We start from the raw sequence: 19,495 nt of genomic DNA, 5'->3' as shown, positions 1-19,495 counted from the left end.
TAATTATTGGCTATTTGTAGCTCAGACGAAAAACGCACTTTAATAAAAAACACCGCAAAAGTCCCGTAATTTCGTCAACAATCCTGTCAATATTCATTATCTATGTAGCGTTAATTGCCAACATATCTGGCCACTAGCTTGGTATTTCGCTTCAAATGGCGTTAACGCCGCAGAAGAATCAGCAGCAGGTAAAGCATCTATTTCACCTTGCAAACCAACAAATTTAGCCGCTTGTTGAAACTCTGCTAAGTAGTTACGCCAATTACTACGTAAAATAAGCTGCTGGCCAATACTGGCCATTTGTGGGAAAACAGCACTACCATGCCAACGGCGCTGTAAGTGCTTAGACTTAGGCCAAGGATTAGGATATAAAATGTAGTGCTTTGATACTGGCCAGCTTGCGGCTTTCACCAAACGATAAAAGTCATTAAGATCGGCACGTACTAAATGATAATTTTCTGCACTAAAGCCATCGTCAGCAGCAAAACCTTCAACATTACGATTAATTCTATGATCGGACTTATCTACACCAATCACTAATGCTTGTGGATTTTGTTGGGCTAAAATACGTGTACTTTGCCCTACCCCGCAGCAAGCATCCAAGATAATTTCACCATCAGGGTTAGCGGTTAGAAAAGCTTTAACAAAAACATCCATTTCAGCGAAGGCTTGTTCTGTATGTTTTTGATAAGGTTTTTGAAAGGCATGAGTAAGGTGTTTTTTCACTACATCATCAAGCTTCTCATGAATGCCCTCTTGATTACTAATAATCGCCTTAGAGTCACCCATTGTTTGGCTGTCATTTGTATTAACTGTCATTTTTTCAGTCTTCTTTTTGGTCATCTTGTCGGTCATTTTTTCGGTCATAGTTAGCTTCTTAGTCCTATACCTTTAGAGATTAGTGTCATAGCGATAGTAAATAAAGTGACAATAAAGAAAATAATCACTGCAAAAGCCGTCACTAAGCTGACATCAGATATACCTAAAAATCCGTACCTAAAGGCATTAACCATATAAACTATTGGGTTTGCTTGTGAAACGCCCTGCCAAAAATCAGGTAATAAACTAATCGAATAAAACACCCCACCAAGGTAAGTTAACGGCGTTAAAATAAAGGTCGGAATAATGGAAATATCATCAAAGCTACCGGCAAAAATAGCATTAATTAAACCGCCTAAAGCAAAGGTTGCCGAAGTCAGTACCACAGTAGCGATAATCACCCAAATATTGTGCAGTTGAATATCAACAAATAACAATGACACTAGGGTAACAATCAAACCAACTAAAATACCACGACACATACCGCCGCCAACATAGCCCGCAACAATAACCCAATTAGGCACAGGCGCGACTAACATCTCTTCAACATTTCGCTGCCACTTGGCACTAAAAAACGACGAGGCGACGTTAGAGTATGAGTTAGTGATAACACTCATCATAATAAGGCCGGGTACAATAAACGACATATAATCAAAGCCGCCCATTTCACCGATACGCGAACCAATGAGAGAGCCAAAAATAACAAAATATAAGCTAATAGTAATGGCTGGCGGTACTAAGGTTTGCACCCAAATACGCATAAAACGTTGAACTTCTTTGGTTAAAATACTTTTTAAAGCAATAGAGTTGTTCATTTAGTTAGCTCCCACAGCAGCGCTCTGCGACTTGGTTTTTGTCGCGCTTGATTTTTTATTGATCAAACTAACAAATAAAGCTTCTAGGCGATTACTTTTATTTCGCATACTCTGCACTTCAATATTAGCAGCGTTCAATTGTGCAAATACCTGATTAAGGTTTTGCGACTTATTTAAGTCAATTTCCAAGGTGTGATCATCAATAGCGCGATAAGTAATTTCTTGTGATTGCTCTACAAACTGCTCAAGTTCGGCCACGGTTGCCGCTACTTTAATATCGAAAACAAAGGTTTCAACATCCAGTTGCGCCAGTAACTTTTTCATACTGGTATCTTCGACAATTTCACCACCATCAATAATGGCAATATTGCGACAGAGCATTTCCGCTTCTTCTAAATAATGCGTGGTAAGGATAATGGTAATACCTTGCTTATTTAGCTCACGTAAAAACCCCCACATTGAACGACGCAGTTCAATATCAACACCCGCGGTTGGCTCATCTAGAATAAGCATCTGTGGCTCGTGCATTAACGCACGGGCAATCATTAAACGACGTTTCATACCACCAGAAAGTGCCCGAGCGGGTTCATCACGCTTGTCCCATAGCTCTAACTGCTTTAGATATTTTTCAGCTCTTTCGATGGCCAGAGGCTTAGGTACACCGTAATAACCAGCTTGATTCACTAAAATATGCATCAAGGGCTCAAACTGACTAAAATTAAATTCTTGTGGCACTAAGCCGATAAAGCTTTTCGCTTTTTCTAAATCGGTATCAATGTCATAGCCAAATACTTTTACTTGGCCAGCCGTTTTATTCACTAATGACGTTATCACACCAATAGTAGTAGATTTACCGGCACCATTAGGGCCAAGTAAGGCAAAAAAATCGCCTTTTTCTACGGTTAAATCAATGCCTTTTAAAGCTTGAAAACCACCTTTATAGGTTTTTGCTAATGCGCTAATTTCTAGTGCGTAGGTCATGCTAGCTGCCAGTAAAAATATGGATGGATTATAAATATGGAGCCTAACAATTCTATTTCAATAGCGCGAATATTATATTTATCAGCTACAGCTAATTTCAACGCTAATTCAACGTTAATTAAAAGATAAGTATTTCATCAATAAAGAATGGTGACTCATCGCCTTTCACTTGAACATGAATTGTATACAATTTATAGTGTTTGCTTGAAATTACAGCCCGTATTGCCAAGCTTAAGGAAAACTATGCTACAAACACACTTAACCTCTTCATTCACTAAGTTATCGACAAAATTGCTGCTTACTGCGGCTATTGCTTTGTCACTTTCAGCTTGTCAAAGCACAGGTGGCGACGATGAACAATCAATCGCTAAGCAAACAGGCTCTGCGCTTACCCTTAAAAGCATTTATCAAGATAAAGCTTTTAAATCAGAAAAAATTGGCCAAATTCGCTGGCTAAAAGACGGTAGTGGCTATCTTGCTATAGAAGACTCAAAAGAAAGCGAAGCTAGCGATATTGAAATAAAGAGCGAGCACGAACAAAAAGACCAAGCTGTTCATGAAGAGAATATAAGTAAGGACATAGTGCGATATGACTCTAAAACATTAACTCGCACTGTGCTCGTAACCGCCAAGCAGTTAACACCCCAAGGTGCAGAAGCAGCCCTGACTATAGACGATTACCTTTTCTCAAAAGATCACAGCAAATTATTAATTTATACCAATAGCGAAAAAGTTTGGCGTTCAAACAGTCGTGGCGATTATTGGTTATTTGATTTCAGTAATAACAAACTTAGCCAACTGGGCGGGAAAAACGTCGCTAAGAGCCAACTGATGTTTGCCAAATTCTCACCTGATAACAAACAAGTCGCTTATGTGCTGAACAATAATATTTATGTGCAAAGCCTTAACGACATGAGCATCACTCAACTAACCAACAGTGCTGGCAACGGTATTATCAATGGCTTATTTGATTGGGTTTACGAAGAAGAGTTTATGATCCGTGACGGCTTTCGCTGGAGCCCAGACAGTAAAAAAATCGCTTACTGGCAACTAGACACCAGTGGTAGCAAAGATTTCATCATGATCAACAATACTGATGCCTTATACCCGACATTAACCAAATTCCCTTACCCGAAAGTAGGCGAAGACAATGCCTTAGCAAAAGTAGGCATTGTCAATTTAGCCAGTAAAAAAACAACCTGGACAAAACTACCTAACAACTCGCGTAATATGTACATCCCACGTATGAATTGGTCAGGTAATAGCAGCGAAATATTAGTTCAACATGTTAATCGCAAACAAGATACCAACCACTTATACCTAGCCAACGTCACTAGCGGTAAAGTTAAGTTAGTAATGACCGAGCAAGAAGAAAACTTCTTAGATTTTTTTGACGATGCTAGATGGTTAGACAAGGGTAATAGCTTTATTTGGACCAGTGAACGTAGCGGCTGGCGTCATCTTTACCGTATTTCACGTGACGGTAAAACGGTAACCAATTTAACTGAAGGTGAGTTTGATATTACCAGTATAAAAGCCGTTGATGAAAAATCTGGCTGGTTATACTTTATTGCTTCACCAACAAACGTTTCGCAACGCTATTTATACCGCAGTAAATTAGACGGCAGCTTATCTAACCAACGTGTTACACCAACAGAGTATGCTGGTTTTAATCAATATCAAATGGCAGAAAACGGCAGCTGGGCAATTCATAGCTATTCAAGCTTTACCAAACCGACCAGTAAATACTTAGTTAGCATGCCTGCTGATGACAAGGTTTCATCTGCAGAACAAAATTTGCATGAGAAAAAACACAGCTTAATGACCAACAACAAGTTAAAAGCTAAGTTAGCACAGCTAGATATTGCGCAAACAGAGTTCTTCCAAGTTAAGGCACAAGACGGCCTAGTACTTGACGGTTACATCACCCGCCCGGCAAACTTTGATGCTAGTAAAAAATACCCAATCATCTTTTATGTTTACGGTGAAGCGTGGGGACAAACAGTACAAGACAAATGGCGCGGTAATGCCTTTATCTGGGACCAAATGTTAACCCAGCAAGGTTTCATAGTGGCATCTGTTGATAACCGCGGTACCCGTGCACCTAAAGGGCAAGAATGGCGTAAGTCTATTTATGGCGGTGTCGGTATTTTATCTTCACGTGATCAAAGTGATGCGTTAAAAGCCATGGCAAAACGTTGGTCTTACATAGACACAGACCGAGTAGGCATTTGGGGACATTCTGGTGGCGGCTCTATGACCTTAAATATGCTATTTAGATACCCTGAGCAATATCATGTCGGCATTTCATCAGCACCCGTAGTTGATCAATTACTTTACGATACTATATACCAAGAGCGTTACTCAGGCTTGTTAGAAGATCATGCTGAAGGTTATAAGCAAGGCTCACCGATTACTCATGCGGAAAACTTGCAAGGTAAGTTATTGCTAGTACATGGTACGGGTGATGACAACGTGCATTACCAAGGCAGTGAGCGTTTAATCAATAAATTGGTTGAATATAACAAGCAGTTTGAATTTATGTCTTACCCTAACCGTAGCCATAGTTTACGAGAAGGCAAAGGTACTACGCTGCATTATAAAACGATGAAGACAGAGTTCTTTAAAAAGCATTTGTTAGAGAAGTAACTTTCCTGACAGAGAGCCAGAGAGCAAGAGAAGATCTAAGGCTTTGTGAGTGAAGAGCTGAAAAAGTAACTAAAAGGGCAACTAGTTTGAAGCTAGTTGCCCTTTGTTTACTTATAAGAAGCTAATACACCATCTAAATACCCACTTGAAAATACAGCTTGAACACTTTTATACCTTACTGTACCTGCTTGACTATCAGATAGAGCTTCAAAGGCGATATTTATAGATGGGGCTTTCGAAAGTACTAATATATGACCTTGTTCGTATGCACACCCAGCGCATTTATGACGCCCATTAAATTGACTTTGATCATAAGGAATTGACTCAAAGTCAGTGCTATACCTGTGCTGTTGCGGACAAGACATTATTAATTCCTATTAAATTGTATTTGCGTAAGATTACTTTTTATAAAAACCTAATCCTTACAACCATTCTTATCACAAGTGACTTTTTGCTGTGAATCGATCCACTGATCATTATTCCTTGTGGTATCAATGCCACAGCCGGTAGTGCCACCTTTTTTTTCTTGGTGTACTACGTCTGTAGGGATATGTTTAACAGCCATGCTTATCTCCTTTCTCGGTTTTAATAAATTGATTTAATACTGCTTTACGCTAGTAATTTTGATAACTTATTTTCCAACTAAAACGCATAAGGCATATGAACACTACCCCCTCAAGTTCTTCGATATATATTGGAGAAAATAAGAATTCAAACCTATTTTTTGACTTAGTTAACTGATCTAGAACATAGTTATGTGCACAATTAGGCTTTAGGTTATAAAAGTACCAATATGCGGCACCAATGACTAAACGTGTTAGTGCTAGTGTTAGCTTTATCCTCTACTCACTATTGCTTCATTTAACGCTGAAACAACCTGTTCAATCTGTGTTTTATCTTCACTCGTTAATGCTTGGTTTTCTCCCGATGAAGTACTTAGAACAACTGAATATTTATTCCTAGCGCCTATTAAAGCTAAAGTAGCGAACATCAGAATAACGAGTCCCCATAGAAAAGGTTTTGCTGAAAATAAAACGAAAACACCAATTAAGCCAATTAAAATACCTGTGCCTTTCTTGGCTTGTTCTACTCCTGTTTTTACCGAAGTAACGTTATCTATTGCATAGGTTTGCCCATCGACAATAAATCGACTATTGGAGACAGAAATATTACCAGCGTCTAAAAATATTTTTTCTTCCATGACAGCTCCCCATTTCAATTGATAACACCATTAGTTAGGTATAACTAAAATAAACTTGGCTCTGATGGGCTAACATTGACCACGGCATCATAAGCAGTAACCCCTGAATATCGTGCTGCAGCGGCTACGTCTTGTTTCACTTCAGCGATGATTCTGTCTTCTTTTACCGTTGCTTTATAACTGGTGAACCAAGTTGTCGATACCTTGGCAAGTTTCATCCAGCCACTACCTCTTATGTGGGCATAGAACTTTTCTCGTTCTATAGCAGTGGTCTTTTTATCTAGGTCTAGCGATAACATTGCATGCATTATTTTTACTCCCTTGCCCACGAAGGCGAGAATAATTGAAAGGGAAAGTTATGGTTCGCTTTGTTATTTGTTCGGCAAGTTAAGCGTCTTAAGCGTCAAGTTTTTCACAAGATGGGAAAGGCATACAAAGTATGATGATTATTGGATCTTTTTTATCAGCACTGGTTGTGCCTTTAAAATCATTTAATTGAGCAGTGTTTTGAGCTGAAGCGCTGCTAATTAATAGCGCAAGGGATAATAAACAGATAATTTTTTTCATAGCTTCCATCTTTAACTTATGATTTTAGATGGATTTAAGTTACTGCAAATGAGCTAAAAAAAATAACTGCCGTTTACTACTTTTTACTGCCTTTGGCTGTTATTTGAGCGATATATGAATCGTTTAGTACTTTTTCACTAAAGTATATATTTGAGGATGCAACGTTAAAGCCGACCATGTTTACATTGGCCATGTGCTTTTCTGGTTTAGTCCGAGTCGTAAGGTTCATTGAGTAAAGTACTCTTTGGTCTACAAAGTAAGCGACATTGTTTTCTACTAACCACTGCCTGCCACTACCAAAATAATAATCTGCTAAAATAGGTGTGTCTTGAATGTTGTCCAGTAAGTTTGTTAATAAAAATACGCCAAACTTTTCTTCTTGGGCAACATAATATTTATCATTTTTACAATCCGCTTTAATACTCGTTACACCTTTCAATAGAATATCCACAGTTCCTGTTGATGGTATAATTTCAGCTAAAGACCAAACATCATTTACTTTAGTCGTGGCTAGGATAGTCTCGTTATTGCAATGCCATATAGGACTTCTAAAGTGTGTTTCATTGGTGGTGACTTTTTTAAAAATACTCTCACTTAAATCAAGCACATTTACTGTTGAATTTGTTAAATAAACTAATGATGTGTTATCCCCAGACAAATTCAGTTCTTTGATTAATAGCTGATTTTTATAATCTGTCAGCTGTTTTAAACTACCGTTATCATAAAGCCAAATTTGCTGTAGCCCAGAACGGTTGGAAACAAAGGCATATTGTTCTGGTGCAACACTTATTGGTGTTATTGAATGGTCATTGAAATGGCTTTCTTGAAGTTGTACTGTTTTATAAGTACCCAATCTACGTTTATATAAATCACTTATATAAAACTCACCAAAGCCTACCAAAAAATTACCGTTTTCAATTACTTGTATTGTTTGCGAGCTTTGGCTCAATTGGGTTATTTGAGTTTTCACTTTGCTGTCTAAGTTGAATTGAACGATATAAGCATCTTGATCTATATAAAAGAAAGATTTCCCATGCTTTGCCCAATCAACATTATATAAAAGGTGCTTATAACTAAATGCCAAAATTTGTTCTTTGGTCTGCAAGTCCATCGTATACACACGACCAATAGCGGAAGCGTCAAACGTTAATATCGCTAAGGTTTTACCATCAGGACTCAAGCTTAAACTATAGTCGCCGTAAGCATCTTCAGTTGGGCTTGTTAGTTGCTGTTCTTTGCCGGTAATTAAATTGATTCTCTTAATGTGCATCGCTTTATTTGGCGCTGTTTTATAAGAGAAGTACAACCACTCATTATTTTTGTCTACAGCCAGTGGGCTTTCACTTTTTTCTTTACCGCATGACGTAATAACTTCAGGTTTACTAAACATCATTTCTTCGATTAGCTGAACTTTTTTAACTAAACATTCTTCATTTCCGAACGCCTGATAATATAATGTAGAACCGTTGGCACTCCAACTAGCAGAGCTTGAAAAGGATGCGTCATCAACAGATAAGAACTTATTATTTGATGATAACTTTACTTTCACCTGGTATTGTAAAGTTTTATTTTTAGCATGAGTAAAAGCCAGGTATTTACCATTAGGAGATAGGCTGGGTTTTAGCTCCTGCCCTTTAATATAGGTAATTGGCTTTGTGCTAAATTCTCTAACTGTGTCAGGCGGATTAGCGCTAAAAGCAAAGTATTGCATTGTTATAAATGCTACTGCTATAACAGCAAGTACTGCTGCATATACAGATTTAGTTATACCGCCTTTTTTTACTGTTTTATCCACTAGCTCTTGAGGTGCTACTGCTTGAGTGTCTGTAGGTTCATTAACTTCTATTACTTCACAAACTAAACGATAGCCCTCACTTCTTTCATTAATAAGGTTTTCACCTGCTCGCCAACCTAAACTTGTTCTCAGCTTGGTTAATGCGGCCTGTACCGTTTTATCTTCTACCTTACGATTTTTCCATATGCGGCTATGCAGGATTTCAGAGGTAACTAGCTGCCCTTTATACTCAATAAATAAAGCTAATATGTTGGCTCGTTGCGGTCTCAACTTTACAATTGAGCCATCCGGCTTGGCAATTGTTTTAGTTGCTGGGCAGAAAATTAAATTGGCTAGGTGATACTTAATAGAATTATTCATTGACTGACCGATTCATATATATTGCTCAGCATACTAGCCAAACAGGTTTTAAATAAAATACGCAGCTTAAATTTGATACTTTTAATGCTCCATATTAATAATAAAATAATACATTGGGCAATTGATTGTATATAAATACCCGTAACTCTACTAGTGAAGATGATAGGTTCTGAGATGGTTCACTGACTAATATGGTAAAGCTATAACTGGAGCCGTTTTCGACGGTAAAAACTCAATATAGAAACAAGTTTCAGGGAATGATTGGATATAAAAAAGGCCATAGCCATTTATTACTCTGAAGCGGGATTTTGTCGAATAGGTTTATCGAATAGTTTTATTAAATATAAGAGTCGAATAGAGTAGTTGGATTGAATCGACTGGGATTGTGTCGTGCTTTCCGCAGATAAGCCAACAGCAATTTAAATGTCTTGAGAGAATAAACTCTTATAGACTCAAACCTAGACTCAGAAGGCTTTTTCTTCAAAATTTAAGTGACATAACAGCTTAATAAATTTCTCAGCCTCAGCTAAGCTGCCAAAACGACCTATAACATCTTCATTAGCGTCTTCCACCTCATAAGAAGTTCTTATGACGTTACCGCTGCTATCTAAAATATCTTTTTGCATCAAATTAAATCCAGACCTACTTGTTAGTGTTTTTCTACTTTGCATGAACTACTCCGGTTGCAAATATTGGCCACAAACAATATCGAGCCTTTTTAACTTCCTTATACCTTATGCAACTATTTAAAAAAAATGCCGTTAACTTCGAATAAATGAATTAACGCCATCGCTATACCCTAGGGCAAAAGCTTGATGAACACTCTTATAACGACCATCCGAACCTGCGTGTGCATCACCTAAGCTTTCAATATCCAAACTAATAAAGCTTTGCAACAGCGAGCCTTGATTGAATCCTGAGTTATAAGCGCATTGGCAACACTTATGCCGACCTTTACCATGCATTTTATGCTCAGCCAAGGTTGTCAGTGTACTTTCATCTAACTGCCTCAGGTGAACATGGGTGCATTGCATTTTGTCATTCCTATTTGTCTTGGTTAACCTTTGCGTTTCCGCAATGCTGCCTGCTGCTAATACAACCTCTTTGTCTAAGTCTCTTGATAATAGTGCATGCATTGTTATTTCCTTACCATCGAAAGTATGAATACTTCCAGGGAAGTTAATTGTTTTTATCCTTAATGCACTATTCCATAGTTGAAAGCAAAAAAACATTACACGGCATTACAAGGCCAATGACATTGAAGCTGACATGGAAGTATTTATAAATTTCCATCACAAAAATATCACAAAAAATGACACGCCCTTACGAGTACAAAATTACATCAATTATTAAGATAAATTTGCACAAAAGTAAAAACATTTAATAAGCAATTATTTAACAACAACTTATTGCACAAGAAAACATTGAAAAACAAGGTGAAGAGCAGTATTAAGTAGTTTGTAATCGGCTGTCATGGTTTGAGAGGTCGTAAACCTTTAAATTTACCTCAGCTTTTAAGCAACTAATTACAAATTTAGACACCATCTAGGCACAAGAGCAGACACAAATTAATTACGAGTATTACTTATCGCAATCGCAAGAATACTTATCACTAAATAGTAGTAGGAAATATCATGAACAAATATATTAAAGTTTTATCAGTAATTTTGGTTTTATCAAGCAGTGTTTTTTTATCTAGTGCCAATGCAGCAAGCACAGCGAACTCAACCGATATGCTAATCACTATTGCCGAAAACAACCCGGTGTTAATTGATAGATTAAATGATATTGCCTTGAATGAGCCAAAACTATTACAACAAATAATGCAAATGGCCGATTCTGACGCGGCGCAATTAGAAAGATTGTTATATTTAGCTGAGTACGCACCTGAGCTGCTTGCAAAAATGGTAACCATTAAGAATGTAGCCGCAACTCAAGAGTTAAAAGTAGCAGAAGAACAAGTTTCGCCATATGGACAAATGTCTACCAGAGGAATTATTAGTGATGGTGGCGGCATTATCCGAAATTAAATTTATAAGCTACTTAAGGCATCGACCAGTATTATCATAATCCTTCATCAACTGCTGAAACTCACCTTCGCCACATAACTGATCAAACCAAGGACGGTTAAACCAAACAATGCCAACATTATTTTTCAATGCGGCTTTAACATGATGAATGGCCGAAGCATCTTCATTTAATAAGCTATAAACAATAGCTGAACTATAATATACCTCACCATTGTCAGGTGCTAAATGTTGCGCTTTACTTAAAGCCGCTATCGCCAAGTTAGCTTGCTTTAGTTGACTATAAGCTTGTGCTAAACCCAGTAAGTATTTAACCTCACTTTCTCCTGCTAAAATAGTAACTACTTGCTGATAATAAGGTAATGCTATTTCTTTATTACCCATCATCATTTCAATATCAGCTAAATTCAATAAATTAAAGGGGTGCTTGGGGTTTTGCTTTAACGCTTTTTGAGCAAAATCTAATGCTTTCTCATATTGTTTATTTAAACCATAAGCTAAACTTAAATTAGTTATATCTCTGCCATTATTAATCCTAGCCACTATTTTTTCATAAGCAGTAATGGCCAACTCAAGTCGTCCTTGTAGTAACCAAATATTGGCTTGTAACTGCTGTGCTATATAGTTATCAGGGACAATTTCAAGCATTTTATTTAGTGATTCCTCAGCTTTAACTAAATCCCCAAATCGCCAATAACTAAAAGCAATATTGTTTAATAGTGTTGTGCTAGGTCTTAATTTAAAGGCATTTGCATAGGATTTAGCTGCCTCATTATACTGTCCTGAATTAAAAGACATAAAGGCTTCAAAACCTAAAATGGTTAAATCATCAGCGCCTCTTTTATTCGCTTCACTGATTTGCAACCTTGCTTCCGCCATATCCCCCCTATCAGAGGCTAACCAAAATCTATCAATGGCTTCAAAAACACTGTAACGGTACTCAGGTGGTGAGTTTTTTAATAAAACATCTAATTGTTGAAAGTACTTTTTATCCTTTGAATCAATATACAGATCTAATGCGGTATCTCGATACAAGGCATAAGCCGCATATAAATAAGGAGAGCGTGCTAACAAAGCTTCTAACTGCCCCAAACTCTCTGCACTATAATTGCCTTGACCTTTAATTTCACTATAGAGTGTTATGTAATCTCGGTAATCATCTTCATCAATAGGACGTTGTACTAAAGCTGATTGGTTAACCTCTGAGTGCTGAGGGAAAAGTGAAGCAAATTGTGTTTGGCTGGTGCTAAAAATAGCATTAAATTTATCTATAGGTGCAAGCCAGTTTTTCTCAGCTTTTACCGTTAACCTTTCAACGCTATCACTGTTTTTTACTTTAGCCACCAAACGTGAAAAGTTCACTTTACAACGGCTGTTATCACACTCTAACTCGGTTGAGATAATATCTGTGGCACCTGTTGCTTGCCTAAGCTTATTTAAATTATCAGGGTATGCTTTACTAATGGCATTCACTTCTCGTTGTGAAATTAAATACATGTCTTTGGTATTTATTACTGCTTGTCGTAAAGCATCTTCTACCGCTGAAGTAACTAAATCTTGTTGCATAGGTGCCATTATTGAACTGTCTGACAACGTTGGCTTTAGTATAACTACTTGCTTGGTTTCCACTACATTAGTCTTATCAAGCCAATAAAGTACAATCAGCATAATGCAAAATATAGTCATGCTAGTAATGACTATATTGCTCTGTCTAAACCAGGGCGTTGGTAGTTTTTCAATTGGCTGAATACTTTGCGTACCTTGAGGAATAAAGGCTTGCTGAATAGGCTGCGTAGCGTATTCATTAGCAGCGAGTTGAGAAGGTATCGGCAGTTCACCTAAAGGTAATGTTGCTTGCTCACTCATCTCTGCTTGTATTAAAGCTGTTCTAATATGCTTTAAACGATTTTCTATGACGCTAGCGGTTAATGTTCGTTGTTCAAGGGGCTGAACTAACATTTCCATTAACAAGTCAGTTAAGGCAATAGGTGCGTTTAACATTAAATTTTTTGCATGCTCTGGCGTTTGTTGACATATTCTTTCGGCAATATCTGTCGCTGAGCCACGGCCAAAGGGGTGGCTCCCTATCATCAATTGATAAGCAACAATACCGAATGAGAAAATATCACTACGATAATCTAATGGTTTTTTTTGTATCTGCTCTGGCGACATATAAAGCAAGCTGCCGTACAGTAACGGCTCTTCGCTGGCTGAAGGTTCTCCACTAGCTGAAGGCTCACTATTTTTTCTTTCCTTGCTGGCAATTAAAGCAATACCAAAATCTGTGATCTTTAGCTGCCCTTGGTCATTCACCAATATATTAGTAGGTTTTAAATCACAATGAATAACATCGTTTTTATGTGCCGCCGTTAGTCCTGCTGAGAGTTGCTGCAATAAATCTAGCTTTTGTACTAAGGTACAGTAGTTTTCCTGTTGAAATTGCGTCAAGGTTTTACTATTGAAATACTCCATAACTAAAGTGATATGATCACCTTCATCATGGATATTATAAATTTGGATAATATTAGCGTGGTTCACACGCGCTAATAAGCGTGCTTCCTGCAGGGCATGATTAACCTCTCCATCTTTTGGTTGATAGGTTAATTCTTTTATAGCAACTTGTCGTTGTAACTGGTTATCTTGGGCTAGGTAAACTTTACCCATGCCACCTTCACCTAATAATCGTTCTCTGCTGTAATGTGGTAACTTATTATCCATGTAATACCGTAAGTGAAACTTTATCTTGTCCGCGATTCACAATCAGCTCATTGCCTTTATAAATACGATAATTAACCCCAGAAAAACGTATTTTCTTTCCTTTACGTTCAATTAATTCATCACCATCACAAGCACCATCAAGTATGTCTCTAAATTGCTGTTTAGCACGGCAAACATGAGTATTAAACAGGGTGATATCACAACCTAACTCTTTGGTTAACACTTCTGGCAAGCGCCAACCTTGATTATCTTCATCTATGCCTTGCTTAGCATCTTCATCTCTATGTCTAGCCAAACTTAAGGTTAAGTAATGATGTGCTTTAGTAGCTAAAGAGAATTTTTCATCATCAGTAGTAACCGTTAATTCAGTATTTTCTTCATCTAGGCTTAAATTAAAGCGGTATTTTATCTGATGAACAGATAACTTAGCTTTCGCCATGAGCACAGTATTTTCAGTTAATGGAATTAATTTTAACTGCCACTTTTGGTTAGCAAAAAATAATAAATCTGAATTTACCACAGGATAAGCACTACCGTCGGTATCAACCAAAAACTCTTTATACCATTGGTCTTTACTCGGCACATAAAACAAAGCAATCTCAGGGTTTTCTTCTGAAGGAAGTAAATTACCATCAGATAAAATAATTGGCGATTCAGTTCCTTGCTCACCATATTGGTCAATAGGCAGTAACATATTTTGCGGAGGATTAAGGTCTTGAATAGCAAAACCGTGGCTATCACCTGAAGCGAAAAATATCTGATCGCCAACCTTAAGTTTATACGGAGTATCTTTTACTAATTTTTGTTTATTTACCCAAGTACCATTATTACTAATATCTCGAATAAGCCATTGATTATTAGTCCAATCTACTACTGCGTGTATGCGAGACACTTCCTGAGCATTGATTACAGTATCAACATTAGTCGGCGACCTGCCAAAGCAATGACAGGCATTTAAATAACTTAACGCTTTGTTTTTACTACTAAGATCTAAAATGGCAGCCATATTATTATCATTGATACGTTGAGTTGATACTGGGATGCAAAGTGCATAGAAAGGTTGATTGTATATAAATATAAGTGACTCTTCTAGTGAATATAGTAACTTCTCGCATTGCGCCCTAATCATGACCTAAAAATAGTGCTTAAAAAATTATCTCTAAATACAATGTTTTATCCTTTAATCGGTATTATATGAGACATTTTTAGGAAACAAATTACAACAAAGCCCCCGCTTAAATCAGCTATGACATTGCACCACTGAAATGGTACCTATTGAATTACCAATGAAGGTGCTAGTTATGACGATAGTCCTGAAAAGTGTCTATATATATAGCAACTTTAAAAAGGGGCCGTTTAAATAAAGTAGCTTCACTATCAATTAAGTTTATTTATTTCAAACACCGCACTAACAACATAACAGCTTTTAAAGCTACAAACATTAAACTAACACCCCGTTTTTATTGGTAAAACCCTAGCAAACAACTCAAGATGATTATCTATTTTCAAACGAGTGTTTACTTTTATCAGCAGAAGCAAGTGCCAAGCGAACGAAATAGCTAGCTACATCAATATTTTTTGCCACTTACCTGCTACAATAGCGCCATCTTAGTAGTAACTTTGAATTACTTTATCATGGCTAAAAAAGCACTCACCATTCGCGAAAAAACCATCTTTGACGGTATTTTTACTAAATATTTCTTAAAATTTATGTTTACTGTTTGGTTTAAAATAGCTGGTTGGAAACTTTCTAAAACAGCGCCAGAAGGTGCAGGGGTAGCTATTGCTGCGCCTCATACATCAAACTGGGATTTCTTTTACGCCCTTGGTGCCGCTATTTTACAAGATGTTAAAATTTACTTTTCGGTAAAAGACAGCTTATGTCGAGTGCCAGTGTTAGGTACTTGGATGATGTATCTTGGCGCTATACCTATTGATCGTTCAGCAAAAGGCGTTGGCCAAGTTGAACAAATAAAAAACTTTATCAACAGCCAAAAATTAAACCGAGTGTTTTTCTTATTCACTCCGGAAGGAACACGAGGCCTAGTGCCTAAATGGAAAAGCGGCTTTTACCATGTTGCACAAGGTTGTGACTTACCGATATTTTTAGCGAAAGTTGATTATTTAAGTAAAGAAACAGGGGTTTTTCATACCTTTAAATTAACTGATAACAAAGACACTGATATTAAGGCGATACAGGCTTCTTACGAGAGTGTGCAAGGTAAGTTCCCGTTAATGCAATTCCCTGCATATACTGGTCGTATGCCAAAAATATCTGAAGCAGAAGCTAAGATAATCAAAGCTATGTACACCTTTAAAGGCGTTGCCACTAAAGTTGAAATTACCGCCAAAGCAAAATTAGGTGAATTATCAACTAACATGTTAGATTTTTTAGTTGATAAAGGCTTGTTAGAAAAAAGTATTAATACTGATAAAGGTGTCGAGCCTCGCTACCAACTAACCTTTGCCGGACGTGGTTGCTTTTTACATTTATCACCGAGTGTATAATTAAGCACACTCACGCTTAATCGCAATACCTTGTCACAAGAAACAAAAAGGCTCTGATTATTCATAATCAGAGCCTTTTTTTGTTAAATGATGGTAAGAATAGAAAACCTACTAGTCTCTCTGTTTAACAAATACCACACTGCTTAGTGCGGGTACAGTAAAGCCATTAGCCGTTACTTTACTTTGTTTAACTACTTCATCAGTGCCACTTTTCTGTATTGGGTGTAATTGATACCCCTGAGTGCTGCTAGCATTAGAGTCATCGCTAAAGTCATAATCAAAGGTTTGGGTTTTATCGCTGGTATTAAAGATAACTATTAAGCTTTGATAGTTACTATCTACCGCGGCACCAACACTGTCATCAATTTTCATTACTAACAGACCTAGTTGCTGTTCTTTGCCCTGCTTTGCGCCATTTTTAGGTGAAGCAGCGTTAAGAAAGCTCACTTTATCAATAATATCCTGTTCGTTGGTTAATCTAAATAATGGACTACCCATACGTATCGCTAGCATTTCTTTAAAGACTTCACTAGAAAATTGTATATGCTTGGCACTGACTTGATCACGGCCTTGATGCCCTTTTAACACTTCTTTAATCAGTGGCCAGTTAGCTTGGTCTTTCTCTGCAGGTGGTAAGCCAACATTATAAAAGTTATCTTGCTTAGAAAAATCAACACGATTAAACCAATCGCCATAATCATAACTGTCACGAAGGAAAGACTTAGAGCGCATAAACTCTGCGCCCATATGTAAGAAAGGTATGCCTTGGGCGAATAAGGTGAAAGACAAGCTTTGTAAATGCATTCTCACTCTATCATCTGTCGAGACATCAAACGCTAAGCGATATTGGCTATTATCCCAAAGGGTTTGGTTATCATGCTTGGAAACATAGTTAATGGTATCCGCGGGGTCTAAGGCATAACCTGTTGGTTGGTCACCATATGGGATATCTTTACCGAATACTGTTGCGCCATTAACCTCCCTTAAAGGGAAGTTAATTAAATTGCCTGCCAAGCCAATACGTAATTGATCCATTCTTAACGCATAATCAGCACGATTTGTTTCTTCATTTTTCTTTTCATTGGCTTTGTCATTAGGGAAGGTTAATAGGCCATTGCCTACACCTTGAGAGTCTCGGGTATTGTTACCACCACCACGAACGGCATCACGCAATCGGTCAGAAAATGTTCCTATCTCCGTTCCACCTAACTCTAACTGACTGGCTTGTGTAAATTGACTATTGCTAGCGACCTCACCAAAGTTCCAACCCTCGCCGTAAAAGTAAGTATCACTGTCTACTTGGCGCACCGCTGCTCTTGCCACTAACATGACATCTTTTGGTTGATGCCCCATTAAATCAAAACGAAAACCATCAATTTTATAATCACGCGCCCAAACGACTAAAGAGTCTGTCATTAGTTTTGCCATCATTACACGCTCTGTCGCGGTATTATCACAACATGTCGATTGCTCGATTGCACCGGTTATTGGGTCTAATCTATGGTAATAATTAGGCACTATTTTATCTAATACGGCATTAGTTTCTAAGCCTGCTTGATGAGTGTGGTTATAAACTACATCCATAATCACCCGAAAGCCCATACCATGTAGGCTTTGCACCATTTCTCTAAATTCGACTAAGCGTGGCACACCTTGGGCATTAACAGCATAACTTCCTTCAGGCACTGTGTAATGAAAAGGGTCATAACCCCAGTTATAGTTGTCATATGCGCGTAATTGACTAACTAATTGCTGTGCTTTTTCTCCAGCAACCGAAAAACTCTGTAATAACGACTTAATTGACTGTTTTTCATCGTAAGATTGCTGACAGATACTGGCATTGGGTGTAATGGTACAAACCTTAGCGAGGTTATCATCTATATCAAGGTGCTTAGACTCATCTTCGTTAACCGTAGCAATGTCAAAGGTAGGTAATAAATGAATATTATTTAGCCCTGCCGCTTGCAATGCTTTTAAATGTTGAATGCCGTCAGAGTTTTGCTCGCTAAAAGCTTTATATTTTCCTTTAAAATCAGGATCACTTAAACGTTGTTCATTAGCACTAAAGTCTCTTATATGGGTTTCATAAAAAACATTATCTTCAACATTTTTAACCGTCGGTATTGGCTGATTCAGCCAGTTTTCGGGTTGAGTGATAGGGTCATTCAAATCGACTACCTGTGAGTAGTCACTATTAACAGACAAGCTTAAAGAGTACGGGTCGGTAACCGATAAGCTTTCTATCTTTTGGGATTCTGGATGATAAACACTGAGCTGATATTTATAATAAGCGTAACTCGCTTGGTCATCTGATATTACCTGCCAAATACCTGTATTGGTATCTTCTACCATGGCAAGCTTACCGCCTGAAATCACTTGTAAGTTGTCATCAAAAAGCTGTACAGAAACAGCTTGTGCTGTTGGTGCCCACAACTTAAAGCTAACCCCTTCCTCTGTAATCGTTGCACCTAAATCAGTTACTTCGTCGGCATCATTTTCACCCTGAGTGTAAAGTGCGTCAATTACCGGCCCTGTTTGCACAAAAGAAACCTTTTGTGCTTGCTGACGTCTATCAAAGGCAACAACCATTAATTGCTGCTTTAACCATTCTTTGGCTTCTACTGGGGATAAGTCAACTTTGTAAGCTTGAAAATCGGCAAGGTGGGGGAATTTCTTTGCTAAGTGCTCAGGAAAATCAACTGCCAATAACGTAATGGCATTAAATTCATCTTTTCCTGTATTAAGAAATTGATATAACACCTCTTCGGTACTTTTAGGTAAAACCAATAACTCAGGTGTTAACCAATGGACTGAGCTATCACTGGCTTGCTTAGCAAACCCACTAGTAAGAGCAGCATTTTTCTCAGCGACTAGTTGCGCGGAAGTTAGCGTTTGAACACCATCACTACAAGCGGTTAGGTATAAAGACACGATAAGTGTCGCGTAAGTAAAAAAGGAAATTGAAGGCTTTTTCATGATCACAATTCTAGTAAGTTTTTATTGTTACTAACTTACTTGTTAAGCCCATATAAAAGAACCAGTTTTATAATTTTGC

General features: G+C 37.7%; 17 protein-coding genes. 3 read left to right on the top strand and 14 right to left on the bottom strand.

Annotated elements, in window-relative coordinates:
- Positions 1–96: 96 nt before the first annotated feature.
- Genes HRT55_RS08665 through HRT55_RS08655 form a run of 3 tightly spaced genes read right to left on the bottom strand, consistent with a single transcriptional unit; the run spans position 97 to position 2,615 of the window.
- Positions 97–819 (bottom strand): SAM-dependent methyltransferase, encoded by a 723-nt coding sequence (locus tag HRT55_RS08665; protein ID WP_291621297.1) that lies wholly within the window; start codon positions 817–819, stop codon positions 97–99.
- Positions 820–869: 50 nt separating this feature from the next.
- Positions 870–1,634 (bottom strand): ABC transporter permease, encoded by a 765-nt coding sequence (locus HRT55_RS08660; RefSeq protein ID WP_291620546.1) that lies wholly within the window; start codon positions 1,632–1,634, stop codon positions 870–872.
- Complete coding sequence (locus HRT55_RS08655) at positions 1,635–2,615, bottom strand: ABC transporter ATP-binding protein (protein WP_291620544.1); 981 nt, start codon at positions 2,613–2,615, stop codon at positions 1,635–1,637.
- Positions 2,616–2,858: 243 nt separating this feature from the next.
- On the opposite strand from HRT55_RS08655, the gene HRT55_RS08650 reads away from it, so the two are divergent.
- Positions 2,859–5,264: a S9 family peptidase gene (locus HRT55_RS08650; RefSeq protein ID WP_291620542.1), complete on the top strand. Its 2,406-nt coding sequence runs from the start codon at positions 2,859–2,861 to the stop codon at positions 5,262–5,264.
- A gap of 107 nt (positions 5,265–5,371) precedes the next feature.
- On the opposite strand, the gene HRT55_RS08645 is transcribed toward HRT55_RS08650, so the two are convergent.
- The 8 genes from HRT55_RS08645 to HRT55_RS08610 all read right to left on the bottom strand — a co-directional run bounded on the left by HRT55_RS08645 (position 5,372) and on the right by HRT55_RS08610 (position 10,323).
- Positions 5,372–5,629: a hypothetical protein gene (locus HRT55_RS08645; protein WP_291620540.1), complete on the bottom strand. Its 258-nt coding sequence runs from the start codon at positions 5,627–5,629 to the stop codon at positions 5,372–5,374.
- A 50-nt stretch (positions 5,630–5,679) separates the two neighbouring features.
- The gene (locus HRT55_RS08640) at positions 5,680–5,829 is read right to left on the bottom strand and encodes a hypothetical protein (RefSeq protein ID WP_291620538.1); all 150 of its coding nucleotides are present in this window, start codon (positions 5,827–5,829) and stop codon (positions 5,680–5,682) included.
- Between the two features lie 270 nt (positions 5,830–6,099).
- Positions 6,100–6,465 (bottom strand): DUF6232 family protein, encoded by a 366-nt coding sequence (locus tag HRT55_RS08635; RefSeq protein ID WP_291620536.1) that lies wholly within the window; start codon positions 6,463–6,465, stop codon positions 6,100–6,102.
- Between the two features lie 44 nt (positions 6,466–6,509).
- Positions 6,510–6,773, bottom strand: coding sequence for a hypothetical protein (locus HRT55_RS08630; RefSeq protein ID WP_291620534.1), 264 nt, complete (start codon positions 6,771–6,773; stop codon positions 6,510–6,512).
- Between the two features lie 88 nt (positions 6,774–6,861).
- Positions 6,862–7,032, bottom strand: coding sequence for a hypothetical protein (locus tag HRT55_RS08625; protein WP_291620532.1), 171 nt, complete (start codon positions 7,030–7,032; stop codon positions 6,862–6,864).
- A gap of 76 nt (positions 7,033–7,108) precedes the next feature.
- Positions 7,109–9,187 (bottom strand): winged helix-turn-helix domain-containing protein, encoded by a 2,079-nt coding sequence (locus HRT55_RS08620; RefSeq protein WP_291620530.1) that lies wholly within the window; start codon positions 9,185–9,187, stop codon positions 7,109–7,111.
- Between the two features lie 464 nt (positions 9,188–9,651).
- Entirely contained in the window at positions 9,652–9,858 is a 207-nt protein-coding gene (locus HRT55_RS08615) for a hypothetical protein (RefSeq protein ID WP_291620528.1), read from the bottom strand.
- Positions 9,859–9,948: 90 nt separating this feature from the next.
- Positions 9,949–10,323 carry a hypothetical protein gene (locus tag HRT55_RS08610; RefSeq protein ID WP_291620526.1) on the bottom strand — a complete coding sequence of 125 codons (375 nt, stop codon included), beginning with the start codon at positions 10,321–10,323 and terminating at the stop codon, positions 9,949–9,951.
- 498 nt (positions 10,324–10,821) lie between these two features.
- On the opposite strand from HRT55_RS08610, the gene HRT55_RS08605 reads away from it, so the two are divergent.
- A complete protein-coding gene (locus HRT55_RS08605) occupies positions 10,822–11,217 on the top strand; it encodes a hypothetical protein (RefSeq protein ID WP_291620524.1) in 396 nt (131 codons plus the stop codon).
- Positions 11,218–11,226: 9 nt separating this feature from the next.
- Here HRT55_RS08605 and HRT55_RS08600 read toward each other — a convergent pair whose 3' ends face one another.
- Both HRT55_RS08600 and HRT55_RS08595 read right to left on the bottom strand, forming a co-directional pair.
- On the bottom strand, positions 11,227–13,932 hold the full coding sequence (locus HRT55_RS08600) for a serine/threonine-protein kinase (RefSeq protein ID WP_291620521.1): 2,706 nt from the start codon (positions 13,930–13,932) through the stop codon (positions 11,227–11,229).
- Positions 13,925–14,938, bottom strand: a complete 1,014-nt coding sequence (locus tag HRT55_RS08595; RefSeq protein ID WP_291620519.1) for an FHA domain-containing protein — start codon at positions 14,936–14,938, stop codon at positions 13,925–13,927. The genes HRT55_RS08600 and HRT55_RS08595 overlap by 8 nt, the downstream gene beginning before the upstream one ends.
- A 614-nt stretch (positions 14,939–15,552) precedes the next feature.
- Between HRT55_RS08595 and HRT55_RS08590 the strand changes: the two genes are divergently transcribed.
- Positions 15,553–16,440 carry a 1-acyl-sn-glycerol-3-phosphate acyltransferase gene (locus HRT55_RS08590; RefSeq protein ID WP_291620518.1) on the top strand — a complete coding sequence of 296 codons (888 nt, stop codon included), beginning with the start codon at positions 15,553–15,555 and terminating at the stop codon, positions 16,438–16,440.
- 111 nt (positions 16,441–16,551) lie between these two features.
- Here the strand turns inward: HRT55_RS08590 and pulA are convergent, their stop codons facing one another.
- On the bottom strand, positions 16,552–19,416 hold the full coding sequence (gene pulA, locus HRT55_RS08585) for a pullulanase-type alpha-1,6-glucosidase (protein ID WP_291620516.1): 2,865 nt from the start codon (positions 19,414–19,416) through the stop codon (positions 16,552–16,554).
- Positions 19,417–19,495: the final 79 nt, after the last annotated feature.

This window comes from Colwellia sp. (assembly GCF_013214175.1).
Taxonomy (GTDB): domain Bacteria; phylum Pseudomonadota; class Gammaproteobacteria; order Enterobacterales; family Alteromonadaceae; genus Colwellia.
Note: the sequence above shows the minus strand (reverse complement) of the source record. Positions and strands in the feature narration are given on the sequence as shown.

Excerpts from the sequence above, each read along its gene's own strand:
- HRT55_RS08645 (WP_291620540.1), bottom strand. The coding sequence starts at position 5,629 with ATGTCTTGTCCGCAACAGCACAGGTATAGCACTGACTTTGAGTCAATT.
- HRT55_RS08665 (WP_291621297.1), bottom strand. The coding sequence starts at position 819 with ATGACAGTTAATACAAATGACAGCCAAACAATGGGTGACTCTAAGGCG.
- pulA (WP_291620516.1), bottom strand. The coding sequence starts at position 19,416 with ATGAAAAAGCCTTCAATTTCCTTTTTTACTTACGCGACACTTATCGTG.
- HRT55_RS08635 (WP_291620536.1), bottom strand. The coding sequence starts at position 6,465 with ATGGAAGAAAAAATATTTTTAGACGCTGGTAATATTTCTGTCTCCAAT.
- HRT55_RS08610 (WP_291620526.1), bottom strand. The coding sequence starts at position 10,323 with ATGCATGCACTATTATCAAGAGACTTAGACAAAGAGGTTGTATTAGCA.
- HRT55_RS08595 (WP_291620519.1), bottom strand. The coding sequence starts at position 14,938 with ATGGCTGCCATTTTAGATCTTAGTAGTAAAAACAAAGCGTTAAGTTAT.
- HRT55_RS08630 (WP_291620534.1), bottom strand. The coding sequence starts at position 6,773 with ATGCATGCAATGTTATCGCTAGACCTAGATAAAAAGACCACTGCTATA.
- HRT55_RS08600 (WP_291620521.1), bottom strand. The coding sequence starts at position 13,932 with ATGGATAATAAGTTACCACATTACAGCAGAGAACGATTATTAGGTGAA.
- HRT55_RS08660 (WP_291620546.1), bottom strand. The coding sequence starts at position 1,634 with ATGAACAACTCTATTGCTTTAAAAAGTATTTTAACCAAAGAAGTTCAA.
- HRT55_RS08625 (WP_291620532.1), bottom strand. The coding sequence starts at position 7,032 with ATGAAAAAAATTATCTGTTTATTATCCCTTGCGCTATTAATTAGCAGC.
- HRT55_RS08650 (WP_291620542.1), top strand. The coding sequence starts at position 2,859 with ATGCTACAAACACACTTAACCTCTTCATTCACTAAGTTATCGACAAAA.
- HRT55_RS08605 (WP_291620524.1), top strand. The coding sequence starts at position 10,822 with ATGAACAAATATATTAAAGTTTTATCAGTAATTTTGGTTTTATCAAGC.
- HRT55_RS08655 (WP_291620544.1), bottom strand. The coding sequence starts at position 2,615 with ATGACCTACGCACTAGAAATTAGCGCATTAGCAAAAACCTATAAAGGT.
- HRT55_RS08620 (WP_291620530.1), bottom strand. The coding sequence starts at position 9,187 with ATGAATAATTCTATTAAGTATCACCTAGCCAATTTAATTTTCTGCCCA.
- HRT55_RS08640 (WP_291620538.1), bottom strand. The coding sequence starts at position 5,829 with ATGGCTGTTAAACATATCCCTACAGACGTAGTACACCAAGAAAAAAAA.
- HRT55_RS08615 (WP_291620528.1), bottom strand. The coding sequence starts at position 9,858 with ATGCAAAGTAGAAAAACACTAACAAGTAGGTCTGGATTTAATTTGATG.